Source organism: Mesorhizobium sp. A623 (genome assembly GCF_054489405.1).
On record NZ_JBTMXB010000002.1, the window covers coordinates 317,164 to 333,265 of the forward strand.

At 58.9% G+C, this 16,102-nt stretch carries 17 protein-coding genes, 1 tRNA gene and 1 pseudogene; 9 read left to right on the top strand and 10 right to left on the bottom strand.

Annotated elements, in window-relative coordinates:
• Positions 1-90 precede the first annotated feature (90 nt).
• From ACX3P1_RS03800 to ACX3P1_RS03810, 3 genes are all read left to right on the top strand, one after another.
• Positions 91-942, top strand: coding sequence for a DUF1194 domain-containing protein (locus ACX3P1_RS03800; protein ID WP_459078205.1), 852 nt, complete (start codon positions 91-93; stop codon positions 940-942).
• Positions 943-1,062: 120 nt separating this feature from the next.
• A complete protein-coding gene (locus tag ACX3P1_RS03805) occupies positions 1,063-1,356 on the top strand; it encodes an HlyU family transcriptional regulator (protein WP_459078206.1) in 294 nt (97 codons plus the stop codon).
• 116 nt (positions 1,357-1,472) lie between these two features.
• Positions 1,473-2,339 (top strand): SDR family oxidoreductase, encoded by an 867-nt coding sequence (locus tag ACX3P1_RS03810; RefSeq protein WP_459078207.1) that lies wholly within the window; start codon positions 1,473-1,475, stop codon positions 2,337-2,339.
• A 195-nt stretch (positions 2,340-2,534) separates the two neighbouring features.
• Here the strand turns inward: ACX3P1_RS03810 and ACX3P1_RS03815 are convergent, their stop codons facing one another.
• Positions 2,535-4,397, bottom strand: a complete 1,863-nt coding sequence (locus ACX3P1_RS03815) for an OmpA family protein (RefSeq protein ID WP_459078208.1) — start codon at positions 4,395-4,397, stop codon at positions 2,535-2,537.
• Positions 4,398-4,628: 231 nt separating this feature from the next.
• Here ACX3P1_RS03815 and ACX3P1_RS03820 point away from each other — a divergent pair, with 231 nt between their 5' ends.
• A complete protein-coding gene (locus ACX3P1_RS03820; protein WP_459078209.1) occupies positions 4,629-5,036 on the top strand; it encodes a YcgN family cysteine cluster protein in 408 nt (135 codons plus the stop codon).
• Positions 5,037-5,171: 135 nt separating this feature from the next.
• Positions 5,172-5,552 carry a hypothetical protein gene (locus tag ACX3P1_RS03825; RefSeq protein WP_459078210.1) on the top strand — a complete coding sequence of 127 codons (381 nt, stop codon included), beginning with the start codon at positions 5,172-5,174 and terminating at the stop codon, positions 5,550-5,552.
• 112 nt (positions 5,553-5,664) lie between these two features.
• Here the strand turns inward: ACX3P1_RS03825 and ACX3P1_RS03830 are convergent, their stop codons facing one another.
• The gene (locus tag ACX3P1_RS03830) at positions 5,665-6,375 is read right to left on the bottom strand and encodes an SIMPL domain-containing protein (protein WP_459078211.1); all 711 of its coding nucleotides are present in this window, start codon (positions 6,373-6,375) and stop codon (positions 5,665-5,667) included.
• A gap of 237 nt (positions 6,376-6,612) precedes the next feature.
• Between ACX3P1_RS03830 and ACX3P1_RS03835 the strand changes: the two genes are divergently transcribed.
• Positions 6,613-6,688: transfer RNA gene (locus tag ACX3P1_RS03835), tRNA-Ile, on the top strand.
• A gap of 1,465 nt (positions 6,689-8,153) precedes the next feature.
• Here ACX3P1_RS03835 and ACX3P1_RS03840 read toward each other — a convergent pair.
• The 3 genes and pseudogenes from ACX3P1_RS03840 to ACX3P1_RS03850 all read right to left on the bottom strand — a co-directional run.
• Positions 8,154-8,430 (bottom strand): annotated as a pseudogene (locus ACX3P1_RS03840) (chromate transporter); the annotation flags it as partial.
• A gap of 669 nt (positions 8,431-9,099) precedes the next feature.
• Positions 9,100-9,339, bottom strand: a complete 240-nt coding sequence (locus ACX3P1_RS03845; RefSeq protein ID WP_459078212.1) for a helix-turn-helix transcriptional regulator — start codon at positions 9,337-9,339, stop codon at positions 9,100-9,102.
• A gap of 140 nt (positions 9,340-9,479) precedes the next feature.
• The gene (locus ACX3P1_RS03850) at positions 9,480-9,737 is read right to left on the bottom strand and encodes a helix-turn-helix domain-containing protein (RefSeq protein ID WP_459078214.1); all 258 of its coding nucleotides are present in this window, start codon (positions 9,735-9,737) and stop codon (positions 9,480-9,482) included.
• Positions 9,738-9,965: 228 nt separating this feature from the next.
• Between ACX3P1_RS03850 and ACX3P1_RS03855 the strand changes: the two genes are divergently transcribed.
• The 3 genes from ACX3P1_RS03855 (at position 9,966) to ACX3P1_RS03865 (ending at position 13,067) form a co-directional block, all read left to right on the top strand.
• Positions 9,966-10,325: a DUF6634 family protein gene (locus ACX3P1_RS03855; RefSeq protein ID WP_459078215.1), complete on the top strand. Its 360-nt coding sequence runs from the start codon at positions 9,966-9,968 to the stop codon at positions 10,323-10,325.
• A 1-nt stretch (position 10,326) separates the two neighbouring features.
• Positions 10,327-12,315 carry an AAA family ATPase gene (locus ACX3P1_RS03860; protein WP_459078216.1) on the top strand — a complete coding sequence of 663 codons (1,989 nt, stop codon included), beginning with the start codon at positions 10,327-10,329 and terminating at the stop codon, positions 12,313-12,315.
• 68 nt (positions 12,316-12,383) lie between these two features.
• Positions 12,384-13,067 carry an ATP-dependent metallopeptidase FtsH/Yme1/Tma family protein gene (locus tag ACX3P1_RS03865; protein WP_459078257.1) on the top strand — a complete coding sequence of 228 codons (684 nt, stop codon included), beginning with the start codon at positions 12,384-12,386 and terminating at the stop codon, positions 13,065-13,067.
• 461 nt (positions 13,068-13,528) lie between these two features.
• Here the strand turns inward: ACX3P1_RS03865 and ACX3P1_RS03870 are convergent, their stop codons facing one another.
• The 5 genes from ACX3P1_RS03870 to ACX3P1_RS03890 form a co-directional block, all read right to left on the bottom strand.
• Positions 13,529-14,461 carry a DUF2865 domain-containing protein gene (locus tag ACX3P1_RS03870; protein WP_459078258.1) on the bottom strand — a complete coding sequence of 311 codons (933 nt, stop codon included), beginning with the start codon at positions 14,459-14,461 and terminating at the stop codon, positions 13,529-13,531.
• Between the two features lie 4 nt (positions 14,462-14,465).
• Positions 14,466-14,771: a hypothetical protein gene (locus tag ACX3P1_RS03875; RefSeq protein WP_459078217.1), complete on the bottom strand. Its 306-nt coding sequence runs from the start codon at positions 14,769-14,771 to the stop codon at positions 14,466-14,468.
• Between the two features lie 12 nt (positions 14,772-14,783).
• Entirely contained in the window at positions 14,784-15,221 is a 438-nt protein-coding gene (locus ACX3P1_RS03880; RefSeq protein WP_459078259.1) for an SH3 domain-containing protein, read from the bottom strand.
• A gap of 71 nt (positions 15,222-15,292) precedes the next feature.
• Positions 15,293-15,733: a DUF3597 domain-containing protein gene (locus tag ACX3P1_RS03885; protein ID WP_459078218.1), complete on the bottom strand. Its 441-nt coding sequence runs from the start codon at positions 15,731-15,733 to the stop codon at positions 15,293-15,295.
• A gap of 39 nt (positions 15,734-15,772) precedes the next feature.
• The gene (locus tag ACX3P1_RS03890; RefSeq protein WP_459078219.1) at positions 15,773-16,075 is read right to left on the bottom strand and encodes a hypothetical protein; all 303 of its coding nucleotides are present in this window, start codon (positions 16,073-16,075) and stop codon (positions 15,773-15,775) included.
• Between the last annotated feature and the right edge of the window lie 27 nt (positions 16,076-16,102).

A 16,102-nucleotide genomic window follows, 5' to 3' on the forward strand; every position in this document is an offset into this window, starting at 1 on the left:
CCGATTATTGGGGCGCGACACCCAGTGCATGGCCCGAGTCAGCTTTGCGTCCGGGGCTTTCCTATATGCTTTCCTTGTGTAGACTAGGGAATGCTCAGATGGCTTGCCCCCGTTCTCGTATTCGGCGTTTTATTTCCCGCGGGACACAGTTTTTCCCAGCCTCGCGAACCCGTCGATGTAGAACTGGTGCTGGCGGTAGACATTTCTGTCTCGATGACTGTCGAGGAACTGGAGATCCAGCGCGATGGCTATGCGGCTGCGCTGACAGATCCTGAAGTCGTGCGTGCCATCACTTCCGGCATGCATGGCAAGGTGGCGATAACCTATTTCGAATGGGCCGGCGTGACCTATCAGAAGGTCATCGTGCCGTGGACGCTGGTCGCCGGCCAGGCCGATGCGGAACATGTCGCGAAAACGATATCCGAACTGCCCGCCTGGCAACCGCGCCGGACTTCGATTTCAGGGGCGCTCCATTTCGGGGCGGACCTGCTGGCGCAAAGCCCGTTCAAGGGCATCAAGCGGATCATCGATGTTTCCAGCGACGGCGCGAACAATGAAGGGCCGGCGATGGCTCCGACGCGCGATGCCGTCGTGCGGCAGGGCATCACCATCAACGGTCTGCCGATCCTGTCGGGCGCTGCCCCGCAGATATACGACGTGCCGGAACTCGACCGCTATTTTGCCGAATGCGTCATGGGCGGACCCGGCGCTTTCGTCATATCGGTCAACGGCTGGAAGCAATTTCCGGAAGCGATACGCCGCAAGCTTCTGCTCGAACTGGTGCATGACAGGCTGCCCGATCCCGGCGGCGTGCCAAAAATCATCTTGGCCAAGGCAACGCAGCCTTATGATTGCATGATAGGCGAAAAGCGCTGGAAGCAGGACCTCCGGCACCATATGTACAATCCCGAGAATGAACCAGATCGCCGGAAAACGCCGTGAGGGCTTTCTGCGCTGCTGCCGCCCATGCGCGGTGACCCTTGCCCGCTTCTCGAATGACCTTTAGGAAATCATCGTGCCTTGCAAATTGCCGGGCAGGATATTTGCGTGTGGAGGTCGGCCATGTCTTTTTTCAAACGTCTGTTCGGTGGCGGATCGAGCGAGCCGGCGGCTGCCGGCCCCGGCGCGCCGGCAAAGCAGGTCGAGCACAAGGGCTTTACGATCAGCGCGACGCCGTTCAAGGCGGACGGGCAGTACCAGACTTCCGGCACCGTCTCGAAGGAGATCGACGGTGAGGTGAAGGAACACCGGTTCATTCGCGCCGACCGTTTTGCCGGCCTTGACGACGCGGTCGACGTGTCCATCCGCAAGGGTATGCAGATCGTCGACGAGCAGGGCGACCGGCTTTTCGGCTGAGACCGGCGGCCGCGCCCCGCGCGGTACGCAGCGTAACCTCCCTCGCGCCTAATAACGCTTGCATGCGGTGCGGGCCGAAGGCCACATTGGCATCTTTCCACGGAAGGATCGCGTCGATGTCGCTCAAAGGAAAAACCTTGTTTATCTCCGGCGGGTCGCGCGGCATCGGGCTGGCGATTGCGCTGAGGGCGGCGCGCGACGGCGCCAATGTCACCATTGCCGCCAAGACCGCCGAACCGAACCCGAAACTGCCCGGCACGATCTATTCGGCGGCACACGAGATCGAGCAGGCGGGCGGCAAGGCGCTGCCGGTGGTTTGCGACATTCGCGACGAGGCGCAGGTGGCCGAGGCGGTTGCGAAAACCGTCGAGAAATTCGGCGGCATCGACATTTGCATCAACAACGCCAGCGCCATCCAGCTTACCGGGACGCTGGAAACCGACATGAAGCGCTACGATCTGATGCACCAGATCAATACGCGCGGCACCTTCCTGGTTTCCAAAATGTGTATTCCGCACCTGAAGTTGGGGAAGAATCCTCATATTTTGAATCTGGCGCCGCCGCTCGACATGGAGGCAAAGTGGTTCAAGAACCATGTCGCCTATACGATGGCCAAGTTCGGCATGTCGATGTGCACGCTGGGGATGAGCGCCGAGTTCGCATCGGTTGGCATCGCCGTCAATTCGCTCTGGCCGATCACGGCAATCGATACGGCGGCGGTGCGCAATCTGCTGGGTGGCGCTTCGGTCGCCGCCATGAGCCGCTCGCCCGAAATCATGGCCGATGCCGCACATGCCATCCTGATGCGTCCGTCACGCGAGGCGACCGGCAATTTCTACATCGACGAGGAAGTTTTGCGCGCCGAAGGCGTCACCGATTTCTCGCACTATGCGCCCGGCGCGAAAGGTCCGCTGGTCGGAGATTTCTTCGTGCCGGACGAGGTCTTTGCCCGAACCGACACCAAGGTGAAGAGCATGTTCTGAAGCGATTGCCGGAAAAGCTGGATCCGGCTTTCCGTTCGTAATTGCGCCGACAAGAGTCGAAAAAAACCCCGCCGGCGAGGGGACCGGCGGGGCTTCTGTCCCGCTGGAGGCGGGACGGGGCAGGGAACGCCCACGAACTAATTTGGTGTGGGTGGTTCCGCGATTCAATGAGGACCACCGAATCGCGGATCCCGTCTATTGCGCGCTGGCGACCGGGGCCACCAGCGAAGTGATGCGGCGGATGGCGACGCGGCGGTTCTGCCGCTCGGGCGCATCCGTGCTCACCTTCAGGTAGCGCTCGCCATAGCCTTGCGTCGCCAGGTTTTCCGGCGGGATGCCGAAAGCGTTGGTCAAGGCCTCCGCCACCGCCTCGGCGCGCCGGTCCGACAGCGCCAGATTGGCATTGTCGGTTCCGACCGCGTCGGTGTGGCCCTCGATGAGGAAGGTTTCCGCCGGGTTCTTTTCCAGCAGCCGTTCCATGGCCGTCGCCACGCCCTCCAGTTTTTGCACTTCGCTGTCGGGGATCGAAGCCGAGCCGAACTCGAAGGTCAGCGTATCGAGATCGATGCGCCGGGCGATGTCGCGCACGCGCGCCGAGCGCTTGACCTCCTGAACCGAGTAGAGGCGCTGCACTTTCTCGACCGGCGGCTGTTCCAGGAACTCGTAGTAATCATCGGGGCTGTCCACCGATTCGGAGTCGAGGATGTAGCGGTTGCGCGGGATGGTCAGGCGCATGGGCGGCAGGTCGTCGCCGGGATCGCGCCATTCGCGGTCGTCGCCATAGTGGCTCTCGTCGACATAGTTCAGCACATATTCGCGGCCATCGGGTGTAATGCGCGAACGCTGGAGAATATCGCCGTGGCGGTTACGGATGGTGACGATCTGGTCGCCATTGCCGCGTTCGATCGTCTCGCGGGTGCGTCCGCGCGGCAGGTCTTCGTAGTAGACGTCCTTGGCGCCGTGGGTCATGCGCGGCCGCTCGTTGCTCTCCACCATGGCCTCGCCGCCAAGCTCGATGATGACGCGATCGCCGATCTCCTTCAAGACATCCACGCCATCACGACGGTCGCGGTCTCGCCGATCGGGCGCTTTTTCGCGGCGTTTGCCCTTTTCTTCCGTCACCGGCTCGATCTTCGTCGGCTGGATCGCCTGCTGGGCCGCCTTGTCGTCGGTAGGCGGCGGGCCTTGATCGACCTCTGGCGCCGGCGTTTCTGCCTGTTCGTTCTGGTTCGCCGGCTTTTCCCGCTCGCGCTTGCCGCCCTTGTCGTCGTTATCGCGCGGACGCCTGGCATCCTTCTGGCTGTCGAGGATTGGCGCGGCATTGGGATCGGCCGGGGCTTCGCCCTGAACTGGTTGCTTGCCCTCGGCAGGTGCCGTCTGCTCGCCGGTCACCGGCTTTTTGCTTTGCTCAGGCTTCGTCGCTTCGGGAGCAGGAGCGGGCGCTGGCGCCTTTTCCTGCTTCACCTCGGGCGCCGCTTCGTCGACCGGTGCGGGCTTGGCCTGCGGCGTCGGCGCGGTTTCTTCGGTCGGCGTTGGTGCCGGAGCCGCCTCTGGTGTTGGCGCGGGCTCTGGTGCAGGGGCTGGCTCGGCCTGTTTTTCCCGCTTCTTCTTGTGCGGCTTCTGTTCCTGTTCGACAGGCGCTGGCTTGGCTTGTGGCTGCGGTGCAACTTCCTCGGCTGGTGCCGGGACTACTTCCGGGGCAGGGGCTGGAGCCGGTTCGGCTTGCGGCTGTGGCTCGGGCGCAGCCTTCTTCTCGGGTTCGGGCGCAGGAGCGGCCTCTGGTGCCGGCTCGGGAGCGGGTGCCGCTTCGGGTTCCGGGGCAGGGGCCGGCTGTGCCTCTGGCTCGGGGGCCGCCTGCGGCTCTTGTGACTGGGCCTGTCTTGCCGCGCAGTCTTCCGCGCTTTCATTCTTTCTGCAGTTGTCCTGCGCAAGCAGGAGCGGAAGCGTCGAGATGTGTTGCGGCGCCTGCCTGTCTTGAAGCGGGAATGCGCCGAGCGGCGCGGATGCCATCAACAGCCCGAGGGCCGTGCCGGCCAGAATGCCTGGTTGGCGTTTCATGTTCTCTCTCCTTTGGTTCGTCATTCGGCAAACCGGTGGGAACGCCATTTGTTCCCGTTATTGGCGATGTGGACAAGCGAGGCGGCGATTGGCCGGCCATTTCAAGGCAAAATCGTGTTTCCTGGATCAAGCTGTGTGTCAGGGCGGCGGACTTGCTTGACCTGGCGGCGATGCGGGGCCACATCCCAGTCTATGGAAGAGCCATTCTGGAAAACCAAGACACTTGAGGAAATGAGCCCCGCCGAGTGGGAGTCGCTCTGCGACGGCTGCGGCAAATGCTGCCTGTCGAAGCTGGAGGACGAGGATACCGGCGAAATCTACTGGACCAGCGTCGGCTGCCGCCTTTTCGACGCGCAAAGCTGTCGCTGTTTTGACTATGCGAACCGGTTGGCGCGGGTGCCCGATTGCGTCGGGCTGACGCCCGCCAATGTGCGCACCATAAGCTGGCTGCCCGCCACCTGCGCCTATCGCCTGGTCGCGGAGGGGCGCGACCTCTACTGGTGGCACAGACTGGTTTCGGGCGACGCGCAGACGGTGCATCAAGCCGGTATCTCGATGATCGGCCGCGTTACCGCCAGCGAGGACGATCTTGCCGATGCAGACGACTATTTCGACCATATGCTGGAGGAAGAGCCATAGGCGGTGTGGAATTCATCGCCGCCGCCGCATGAACGACGAATGAACGCCCGGTTCGCGAAAGGTTCAGGCGCGGGGGCGCATGGTCCGGTCATCGCATGAAGGCGGCAATCGGGCCGGCTGCAAAGGAGATGAACGATGTTGAACACGATCAGGACCATGGCGCTTTCGGCGCTTGTCGGCTTCGGCACGTTGGCGGCAATGCCGGCGGTAGCCCAGGCGGATAGCATTTATCTTGGTTTCGGCGGCGGCAGCGGCCCCCGTGTCGGCGTTTATGAAGGAAGCCGCGACCACGGCATCCGACATGTGCGCCGCGACAGGCACGATGAGCGGAACCGCCACTGGCGCCGTGCCTGCTCATCCGACCGCGCGCTGGACAAGGCCGAGCGCATGGGTTTGCGCCGCGCCCGCGTCGTTGACAGAAGCCGCCGCACCGTCAAGGTCGCCGGCCTTAAGTACGGATCCCGCGTGACCGTGGTGTTCGGCAATGAGCGCGGCTGCCCGATCATCTATCGATAGACCCGCCAACCGATTTTTGGATAAACGACCCAAAAGAAAACCCCGGAGGCTGGCCTCCGGGGTTTTTCTGGTCAGGCGCAAATTCCCGGACTTCTGCCCGGTTTCAACGGCTTCACTTCAGTTCGAAGGTGACGTTGACCTGCACATTGTAGGCATTCTCGCCGGCCTCTACGGGAACGGATGCGCGGGCCGCATCGAAACTCTTGGCGCGCAGCGGCATGGGCGAGGGGGCAGTTGCCTGGTCGGTGATCTCCAGCACCCGACCGACCGACACGCCTGCGGCATCGGCCAGCGTCTTTGCCTTGGCGATGGCGTCGGCTACCGCGTTCTTGCGGGCTTCGGTGAGCGTTGCAGCCGGATTGTCGTTGGTGAAGGCAATGCCGCCGCCCTGGTTGACGCCGAGCGACACCGCCTTGTCGAGCACATCGCCGGTTTTGTCGATGTCGCGCACGCGCACCGAAAGCGTGTTCGTCACCTGATAGGCGACAAGTTCGGCGTCCTGGCTGCCGTCCGGTTTGTTGGTGTAGTTGTAGCGCGGGTTGATCTGGATGCCGGCGGTTTGCAAATCACGGTCGGCGATGCTGAAGGCTTTCATCGCCGCGATCACCGCCGCCATGGCGTCGTTGTTGGCGTCGAGCGCCGCACGCGCGGTCTTGGCCTCGCGCATGACGGAAAGCGACAGCAGCGCGATATCGGGCGCGACGGTCGCTTCGCCTTCGCCGGTCACGACAATGCGCGGCGTTTTTGCCGAATCGGCCGCAAAGGCCGCCGCCGGAAATGCGATCGCGGCTGCAAGCGCGAGCGGCAAACAAGGTCTGGTCATCGAAATCTCCAAAAATATTGCGAGGCCTGTGGGATTGGCGGGCTGGAGCGTCGACGCTCGGATAAATCCGAGTTGCCGCTCCATCTTTTTGTTCGAGCACCGGATCTTCCAAAAAACCGGTAAGCACGTTTCGGTCCGATGCCCTAGGGAACGAATGTGGACCGATTTAGGCGACTGTGGAAGGTTCTACGCTAAAGCCTTGTGCGGCGAAGCGAAAAACACTATCCAGCCCGCGTGGGGCCTGTAGCTCAATGGTTAGAGCCGGCGGCTCATAACCGCTTGGTTGGGGGTTCGAGTCCTCCCGGGCCCACCATTGCATTTTCTCTATGGAGTCAATACCTTAAGAAGGTGGCGCTTGCCGATTAGTTCGCCTTGCGCGATGGCTTACTCAGAAGGCAGGGGAGATGTAGGCACCGAAATAGGGACCGAATCTCCAACTATGGCCGTGATTGGCCGATATCCATTCGGTTTTCCCGACTTAATCCAGCGGAGTCCTGGCCGGAACAAGTGAGGCCGCACCCGGCAGCCGTGCCTCTGGGTATGAGCTCAAAGGCCTGGCTTGTGGTCTGTAAGCCAGTTCCAGATTTGGCGGAAGGTCCATGCATGCTTCCGGGGTGATAGCTCACACGGTGGCGGGAACATCTCGCGACGCACCAATCGCATCAGATGGCGGTGGCACCAGGGGATGCCCCAGCACTTCAGGTCACGGTAATAGATGTTTGGAATATCCCAATCTGTAGTCGGTGGAATTTGCATCTCTCTCCCCTTCCAATACGCCCGGTTTGCGCTGATTGGCCTCGTCTTCGACCCATGCCGTCGTGACAACAAGCTAGTTTTGGTGTCCTAAATATTGGACTCGCCGATAGACGCTAGTTCGCACGCAGAACCACCTCTGCCAGGATGGTCCTGAGGAAGCGACCTCCTTGCCGCTATGAAAATCACCGTAAGAGTAGCATGCATCTTCGTTGTTGGAAAGTCTTTATCGAATCATAGGTAGAAAACGATGTCATGATTATAATATGTTGTTGAATTTATCACGGTATCGTCGAAAAAAATGGAGAAATCGAATCCTTAATACACGTTTGACAAAAAGATGCGCTTAAAGAACCCATTGTTCTGCTTAAAGGATTGGATTGATAATCGATTATATCAAGGATATCGTCTTTATGGGATCGAAACCTGTGATTATAAACTTGCGCCAAAATTGACGGAGCAGGATTGGCGCTTTGTAGCGCGATGCAATGACAGGATTGAAGCGAGTGCACAGCATCCTGTTGCGCTCCGATCCGTTAAGAATTCAACGCCCTGACCTCTTCAAACTATCCTGGTTCTGATCGGAATCCCCGCAGTCTACTACATCGTCAAGGACTGGATCCTGCCGAAACAGATTGCCGTCGGCCAACCCGTGGCGGCGGACCAGCTATGGCTTGCCGATGATGCTGTGCTTACCGGGTGTCGAAATGCTTGCCGAAACAATCATGGAGTAGACACAGCGGAACCTCACGCTGATCCTCGATCAGACTACTGCTCCAAAGAACTGACTGTACGTGATCCCGTTTATGGACGAATCAGGCCCGGTGCGTTTCATTTTGCTCGGCACGTGCTCAGAGCACTACGCCTGACATGCGCCAGAGACCCCCCTAGCAGCGAGCAAGCGGGCGGGTCGGCAGCACGACAGCCTTTAATCTGAAGGTCGCCAGTCTGGAAGATCGAGGACCCTTGCCACCGCGCCGCTTCGTGGAAGAGAAAATGTGGCGCGAAGCAGACCGCGAGATTCCTAGCGAGCCGTGGCCGCGATAAGCTCCCATAAAACCTACGAACTGCACGACCACCATGGCCCGCACCAGGGGGCGTTTTCGCCATTGCCAATCCATCTAGCTCCTCACCCGGCTTGGAGCCAGCCATAGCTCTGGACGGCCTGCTGGGCCACGTAGGATAGTACTGCATAGTCCCCGCCAAACATCACATCGCCATCTTGCTGAAGAAGATCGCGATCTGGCTGAACACGTTGTCAGGTTCGAGGAAGATCAGGAGCACCGCAACAGGTCCAAGCCACAGGGTAAGCAAGATGGCCAAGATCCACAGCGACCGTCCGAGATTCGGGCGAGCGTGATACGGCGTTCCCTCTCCGAGCGCGGGGTCGCTCTCTGCGAATACAGAGAGGGCCGTTTCCCATGGCCGCCGCAGGCACGGAACTGTGGCGCTTCTGCCAGGCCCCCCAGATAGCCGATCGAGACTTCGTCGGTGGCGGTAGTGCGACGCCAACCGGGAGGCGAAAGCTCTTTGCCCGTGCTTGACCTAGCAAAATACGACATTTGCAGACCAATGAACGGCGAGGCTGTGTGATGGAGCTACCGAAGAGCAGTTTTCGCGGTCAGTCCGCAATGGGGTGTTCCGCCTCAGGCGTGACGGGGATGCCCGTCATCAGTACGACCATGGCCGAAGGCAGGCTTTGGCTGTCACCTTCGTTCTTTGACAAGGACGGCGGCTTGTCCGGCTTCCAAGGGTGATCGGGCCTTTGCGGAACTCGGCTGGCCGCGTGTGAACGAAGATCGCGGCCTTCTAGACAAGGTGATAATATCGAATTTTGCCTGCGTCGTCATTTGAACCGATGCGACTAGAATAAATGCGCCAATTGCCGTCATTCACACAGGGCGCTGTGGGAGGCTCGATCGAGACCAACCGGCCGCTCGAGCTCAAGTTATGTTATCGTCTAGGGTGACTTCACCGCCTCACGCCAACTAACCAGCGATACTGTTCTGTCGATTTCAAGATGTCGATCTTTTGCCGACCCAAGGCAGCCTGAACCTTTCTGACAGTACCGTGGGTTACTCTCTCATTGCCGCTTTCGATGCGCCAAATGGCTCCTCTACTTACTCCAGCTAGGTCGGCCAGTTGTTGCTGGGTCAAGCCGGAAAGCATCCGGCCAATCCACAGAGCCCTTAGATCCGGCAAATCCGACATGTCATCTCCGTGTTTCACATCACGAGAAAGGCGTCCAACGCATCTCGCAAAGTCTCCTCATGATTCCTCCCCCATCGTTCCTGAATTCAGAAGCGCAAATCCTTTCTCACGACAGGTCCCCTGGGCAGACTACGCTTCGGTCAGTTGCCGGTCGTTGACCTCCGCAACGCAATAGCTGGACCGTGCTCCGCGGACGAAGGCAAGAACACCACCCCAGCCTTTTCGAGCGCCCCTCGAACTTTGTCCACTGCGTCGAAGGCAACGCCCTTACCGCCCGCTTCGATGCGGACGATCGTCTGCCGTCCGACGCCCGCCCGTTTGGCCAGTTCTTCCTGGCTAAGCTCCAGCAGGGCCCTCGCTACCCGCATCATCCGGATCGTTTCAGAAAAGGAGTCCATACATCAGCAAGCGAGGTTCGGCATATTTTTGTCAACATTTGGTACATTCCAAATCAGATAATCGACACAAGGATTCGAATCAGGTACAGAATGACCATGTCGCTGTACGCGTGCGATTTCGTAGATCGAAGGCATGCGAATCGCGAGTGCCGAAAACTCGGTCGAGGTCACAGTATGTTGCCGCCAGGATCGTGCGCGGCATGGGACTTGGTAATAAGGGAGCCAAACATGTATCGCTTCGAAAATCAGATTCCGAATTTCGTTCTCGCGGCCATCCGCGCTGAAATCGACCGCTTCAAAAGTCTGGCGGCCGATATCGAGGTCGTCAGCACGAGCGCGTTGCCCCTCGATCAAATGCTCGCCAGGGCCCATCCAGATGCGCCAATTCTTGAAGATTGGAAATTCGCGTTCAGGCCAGCCCCCTGTCTCGCGGGGCTGTCGACAGGACATCCAATCCTTGTCGGCGAAGGACAGGAGATCGTGACCTCGGAAATCCACATTATCTCGGAAGAACTCGGGTGGGCGCGTTCGTATTCTCGCTGGTATCGACTTGGGCGACGCTTGGACGATAACACGGGGAATTGTTGACATGGCCGCCATGTCAGAAGCCGAGGTGTCAACATTTGACCGCCGGCTCGCACGGTATTTCCTGCATAGGCTTCGTCACGCTGCCCAGGATGCCGCGCTGGAACAGGCGATCAAAGTGGGAATCCTTGACCTCGAGGTAACGATCATCGATGGCCGCCGTGTCAAAACCTTCCAGCTTGGCCCGGCCGTTTACGACAAGAGCGAGGCCGAGGTCAGACGAATCCTTCACCGAATCCACCGACGTTCCGTCCGGCAACTCTGGGAATTTGGTTCAGACGAGGACGCGATCAACCTGCCTATTGATGTCGCCGAACCGTTAGATTCAGAAATTACGCCGGGCAGCGCGACAGTAAGTTCTTCCGGCCATAGCGATGGCGACAATCGGGTAGGTTCAGGGATTGGTGAACTGAGTGACGCCGCCGGATCTGCGCTATCGGTTGAGAAACTGGTTCGGATGGTGCGCCATTCTGCTGAATCCTTGCGCGCGCAAGACGTGGCAACACTCCTGCTTGTCGCTCAGGGCCTTGATCGCAATCCAATCCGTCTCAAAGAGGCGCTCCGCATCCTGGGCTTCCCACAGCCGGTAGTTGCGGTTTCTTGTGAGGTGGTTGGATTCGAAGACAGCTTTGTTAGCCTCCTTGAGCGAGGCATCATCCTGCCAGGCAAAGTCGCCGTGACGAACGGATTTAAGATTCGCCGGGGACGAGGAATGGGCTTTGCGCAAACCGGGGAGCCTCAATGGGAAGTGGTTTGTTTTGCGGGATGGCAGTGCATCGATGACGATGGGGAGATTGGCCAGGCAGCGCTGACGGGTTTACCCATACTCGGCGTTGCCGAGAAGCCCCATACGATGCCAAGCCAACTCCTCGCCGCAGCCGAACTTAATCTCGATTGCGGAGATCTGAACGCGGAGATTGTGAACGCAACAATCGAAGCGGTTCTGGATAGCCCCCCTGACGAATCCTTGGAACCTGAGGATTGCACGTTGCTCGGGCTTGCCGATCTGGCGACCGCAATCCGCCCCGGTGTTTTGCCATCGCGGGCAATCGCCGTCCTTCGCGAAATCGTAGAGGAAAGACGCAGTGCTGCCGGCGACGAAGAAACGGATGACTATACAGTCCATAAGCTATCAGACGAGAAAAAGCCCGCCCAGAATTCCACGGTAAAGAACGATCGCGGCAAGAATGTTGGCTCAGCCAGCGAAATCATTCTGCCTGTGGAACTGACGGGAGACGACGACAAGGATCGGTTCACCCTGCGTATCGAGACATTGTTCGGTTACGGCGAAGAAGCTCCCGAATGGGCGCTGGCGTTGAAAGACGATTTGGAGTTTTGGCGCGCCGGGACCCTTCGATGGGAAGATATGGTCACGAAGCTGCTTCTTTTCGGCCCTCCAGGAACGGGCAAGACGCAGTTTGCCAAGGCTTTGTGCAACACGCTCGAGGTTCCCCTGATTGCCACGTCGGTAACGACCTGGCTTGAGTGTGGCCATCTCGGCGACGTCCTGAAACGGATGTCGAAGGTTTTTGCCGAGGCCCAGGAACACAGTCCATCCATCCTGTTCATCGATGAAATCGACGGGATCGGCAGACGCGGACGGTCGCGAGATTATGACGACTACTGGACGAGCGTCGTCAACAAGGCGCTGGAATTGCTCGACGGAACGGTGAAATCCACCGGCGTCGTCATTGTCGGAGCGGCCAACAACCCAGGCGTCATCGACAAAGCGCTGCTGCGCTCGGGCCGGCTCGAGACCCATATTGAAATCCCACGACCGGATACAGCGGCGCTCATCGGCATCCTTCGTCATCATTTGCAGAATGATCTCGACGCGATCGTTGTCAGTGCTCCGGTGACTGTGAGGGGTGGCATGCAGGAGGCCGCGCCAAACGTCAGGGAACGGTCGGATAACAAACGAAAGCGCAGGCGGAACGCCAAACGAACATCGTGGAAGGGGCACGAGTTCATCGGAAACGGAAGCTCGTCATGAATTCTCCCGCGATTGACCCGTCTGCCGCAAACGGCGTTCTTCGCTATCTCGCCCGAAAAGCCAACGGTATGACCGGTGCCGACGTCGAACGTGTGGTGAGGCAAGCCCGCCAGAAAGCCCGTCGCGAGAAGCGCCCGTTCAGCTTTGCCGACATTGAAGCAATCCTTGTCTCGTCGAAACTCGAAAGATCGGATCATTTAAGGTTTCGGCTCGCTGTCCACGAAGCCGGCCATGCGGTCGCGCGCATCCGGCTGGAACTCGGCACCATTACAATGATTACAATCGACGCCTCTGAAGGAGGCTATGTCGCCGGGGCCACCGAGGAAAGTTACGAAAAAACGGAAGAACTGCTGACAGGAATTCTGGTTTATTCGCTGGCTGGACGAGCGGCCGAACAGGAACTGCTCGGGTCGATCACAGCATGCGCCGGTGGTGACGATACCAGTGATCTCGCCTTGGCAACCCGCGTTGCATTCGACATGGAAACCAAGCTCGGCTTCGCACAAGAATGGCCATTGCTATATCGCAGTATGGAAGATCGATCCTCGGTGCTTTCCCAAAACCGGGAACTGGCGGCGCGCGTACATGCACGGCTGGACAATGCCTACGAAACCGCCCGCAAGCTGGTGGTGCGCCGTCGGCCTGCGGTCGAATTCGTGGCAGGCGAACTGCTGATGCACGACACCCTGGAGGGGTCACAACTCGAGGCAGTTATCGCACAGGTCTGGAAAATGGTTGGCGATCCGCCTTGATTTTTGCGGATCATTTCGAAAATTAAACGTCATTTTTGACAGCGATGGAACACGTGTTTAGGTTGCCCGTTCATTCCCGTCTGCCCATGGTGGCAGTGTCATATAGATGGATCTATGCGACCAGCTTGGGTTCCAAAATCTTCCTGTGCCTGCTGTGATCGGTGCAAGCTCCCGGCCACGGTCCGGATTCTGGTGCAGCCATTCGCCTATGTCTGTCCAACCTGCTTGGAAAGCGGACTTGGCCTTGGCGAGTTCCGTGAAGGCGATCGCTCGCCAAAATCAGAGATTGGTGTGACCGGAGACAACATATAGTCGGACCAAGTAGAGTAGCGTTACAGATCGGCAGCAGACGCTCGATCGCTCTCGTTCCGCCAATGCTATCACTCACGGCATTTCTTTTTGCGCTGTCTGCTGAAGACCACACCAATTTCGCGTTCCGACATTAGCAATACGCGAGAGCACTACCGCAGCTTGATCAACGTCTCGACAGTGTTGGCTAGGCTGCCCCTCTGTTTCTCCCGATTACTGATTTCACGAAATCTGATTTTTTCATCGGGCAAAAACGTAGGACCGACGACGCGGACTTTTCGATGGACGCTTTCCACGTCCGCTTCTGTTTTGTAAGCGGAGGTCAAAAGCTCATCTTGTTGCCCCGGTCTGAATGTCGGGGCCGGAATAATAGCATTTTTCAGGTTTCCAGGCGTGACGGTTCGAGCCTTAAGCTCTTTGACGCGGGCAAAATAACGCGACCAATTGCAGGCCTCAAACTCATTGGCTTGATAGCGAAAAGCCGTGGGAAGTTCCCGATACGGCGTTTTTGTTTCAACCGAAAGCATCTCTTCGGTCTCGAGTTCTGGGTCCTCAAGCACGTAAAGCGCCATGGTGGGCTCTTCACAAATGAAGCGGCACTGATCGACGGCGATCTCGGGATAGTTCTTTCTGGCGAATTGCGATTTGGGTGCCGGGAAGAAATACCCGTCTGAGGGCCGCACACAATAGAAGATGGTATCACCCGCGTATTTCGGGCCGGAGCGCCTGGGAGTGTCCGGTTTGATCAACCGCTCCTTCTGGTCAGGATGTGATCGGGTAGCGGTTTCGCATCCGAGCGCCTTGTATCTTGCTCTCAATGACGCTCCACCACCGCCTTGCGCGGCCGCTAGTTCGCGCTCAGCGTCCGCACGCTGCCTGGCGCTGCTTCGGCAAGCGTTGAAGAAGCCTCCCGCGGCCGCCTTTTCGGCTGTGCACGATCGTTTTCTCTCGATCGCCCGAATTGCGGCGATCTGCCGGCGAATTTGGGCTATTTGGGAGGTTGAAACGCCGGCTTTTACTCGCATTTGGCTTCTGATTGCAGAACAGCTATCCGCCAATGCTGCTCCCGAGCCGGCAAGCAGCACCAAGCTAATAATCGAAACCACGATCCATATTCGGCGCATGAGACAGACCCGCCCTTTGCTTGGGAGAAGCGTTGAGGGGTTGGTCTCTCGAAGAGGCCGGCGACGTTTTAGAGGGTGAAGACATCCGCAAAATTGCGTCGGGGTCGATGTCGACGATCATTGCCGCGAGCGCCAATTGCAAATAGCGTGGGCAGGTGGGGCTATTGAGCGATCGCAGGGCGGTGATCGACAACCCCAATTCCTTCGCGATCTCACGATCCGTCATGGAAAGGCGTGTGGCGACATGCGGCAGGAGGGCGTGAGGTTTCATCAGATCCCTCCATCAACGCGGTTGCGGCCGAGGGCGGGGGCGGTGATGAGGTGGCCGTGGCCGATTTGGCTTCCAATGCGGCGGTCGCGGCCGATGGGGTTTCAAATACGGTGGTCGCGGGCGATGATACGTTATGATCGGTAGTCTGATGCGAGGGCCGACAAAGATCAGCGGTCGACGGCGATTTTGATAAACCGCCTGAAGGTAGTTGCTGGAAGCCCAACCGCGCCGGCCGGCAAAGCTCACATCGCACCAGTTATAGCCGCTGAGGCATCCACGAATGGTAATGCCAGCTCCCGCCGGTATGGTCGCGATCCGCCCATATTCGGTGCCCGGTCCGGACCGCATATTCACGTTTCCGGTGGCGTAGCCATTGGCCGCTTTGGCCAGCGAGGGAGCCGAGATTCCAAAAAGAAGAGCAAAAGCGACAGCAATTATTTTTGACCGCATCGTCGTCAATCCTTGTCTCGCTGCCGCTCACGAGCGAGGACAGCACCTATCTAGCACTTCGCAATGTCCATTCAGTTCTTGAGATCGTCGGGGATTTTACCGCCGTTTTCGGCAAGATTCTGCATCAGCGCCTTGTGAAGCCAGGCGTTCATCTTGGCTGAATCACCGGTGTCGCCGGCATAGTTCAGTTCCTTTGCCAGCTCTTTTCGGGCACTCAAGCTGCTGTCGAGATCGAGCGCCTTCATCAGGTCGACGATGGAAGTCTTCCAGTTCAGCTTTTGGCCCGTAGCCTTTACAGCCTGATCCAGAATGGCGGAAACATCGATCTCTGCCTGCGGCGAGTTTGGTGCGGAAGGGACTGGTGCTGCGGGGGCCGCAGGCGCGGCAGGAATTGCCGCTGCGGAGCCGATAACGACGTTCGGCTTGGGCGATGCACTCTGCTGGCCGGCGGGCATATCGCTTGCCGTGGCCCTGCCGAATATCGCACCCTTGATCTTGTCAAAAATTCCCATTTCCAAAACTCCAACGTCAGTTTGGATCAGATCGGCAGGTCATGCCCGCGCCATCAGCTTGTTCTTGATGAAGCCCACGACGATTTGAAGGATGGCACCGGCGACACCGCCGCCGACAACTTGACTAGCCAAGGTGGCAATATCGAAGCCTGATGCTGCACCTGTCGCCGCAGCACTTGTTGCTCCGCCCATGAGAGCGCCGAGCAACTGCCCGCCGCCGACGCCACCGATCGCACCGGCAATGAGATTTCCGGTGTTTCCGAGATCCGAGCCTTTGACGACCTTACCGCCGGCCGCTCCGCCAATGAGACCGCCGATAAGTTGTCCGATAATGGCTTCCATAACAGTCTCTCCAGGTTTTGTGATCCG

Bases quoted from the DNA above. Each gene is read 5' to 3' on its own strand.
- ACX3P1_RS03800 (WP_459078205.1), top strand. From the start codon at position 91: ATGCTCAGATGGCTTGCCCCCGTTCTCGTATTCGGCGTTTTATTTCCC.
- ACX3P1_RS03805 (WP_459078206.1), top strand. From the start codon at position 1,063: ATGTCTTTTTTCAAACGTCTGTTCGGTGGCGGATCGAGCGAGCCGGCG.
- ACX3P1_RS03810 (WP_459078207.1), top strand. From the start codon at position 1,473: ATGTCGCTCAAAGGAAAAACCTTGTTTATCTCCGGCGGGTCGCGCGGC.
- ACX3P1_RS03815 (WP_459078208.1), bottom strand. From the start codon at position 4,397: ATGAAACGCCAACCAGGCATTCTGGCCGGCACGGCCCTCGGGCTGTTG.
- ACX3P1_RS03820 (WP_459078209.1), top strand. From the start codon at position 4,629: ATGAGCCCCGCCGAGTGGGAGTCGCTCTGCGACGGCTGCGGCAAATGC.
- ACX3P1_RS03825 (WP_459078210.1), top strand. From the start codon at position 5,172: ATGTTGAACACGATCAGGACCATGGCGCTTTCGGCGCTTGTCGGCTTC.
- ACX3P1_RS03830 (WP_459078211.1), bottom strand. From the start codon at position 6,375: ATGACCAGACCTTGTTTGCCGCTCGCGCTTGCAGCCGCGATCGCATTT.
- ACX3P1_RS03845 (WP_459078212.1), bottom strand. From the start codon at position 9,339: ATGTCGGATTTGCCGGATCTAAGGGCTCTGTGGATTGGCCGGATGCTT.
- ACX3P1_RS03850 (WP_459078214.1), bottom strand. From the start codon at position 9,737: ATGGACTCCTTTTCTGAAACGATCCGGATGATGCGGGTAGCGAGGGCC.
- ACX3P1_RS03855 (WP_459078215.1), top strand. From the start codon at position 9,966: ATGTATCGCTTCGAAAATCAGATTCCGAATTTCGTTCTCGCGGCCATC.
- ACX3P1_RS03860 (WP_459078216.1), top strand. From the start codon at position 10,327: ATGGCCGCCATGTCAGAAGCCGAGGTGTCAACATTTGACCGCCGGCTC.
- ACX3P1_RS03865 (WP_459078257.1), top strand. From the start codon at position 12,384: ATGACCGGTGCCGACGTCGAACGTGTGGTGAGGCAAGCCCGCCAGAAA.
- ACX3P1_RS03875 (WP_459078217.1), bottom strand. From the start codon at position 14,771: ATGAAACCTCACGCCCTCCTGCCGCATGTCGCCACACGCCTTTCCATG.
- ACX3P1_RS03880 (WP_459078259.1), bottom strand. From the start codon at position 15,221: ATGCGGTCAAAAATAATTGCTGTCGCTTTTGCTCTTCTTTTTGGAATC.
- ACX3P1_RS03885 (WP_459078218.1), bottom strand. From the start codon at position 15,733: ATGGGAATTTTTGACAAGATCAAGGGTGCGATATTCGGCAGGGCCACG.
- ACX3P1_RS03890 (WP_459078219.1), bottom strand. From the start codon at position 16,075: ATGGAAGCCATTATCGGACAACTTATCGGCGGTCTCATTGGCGGAGCG.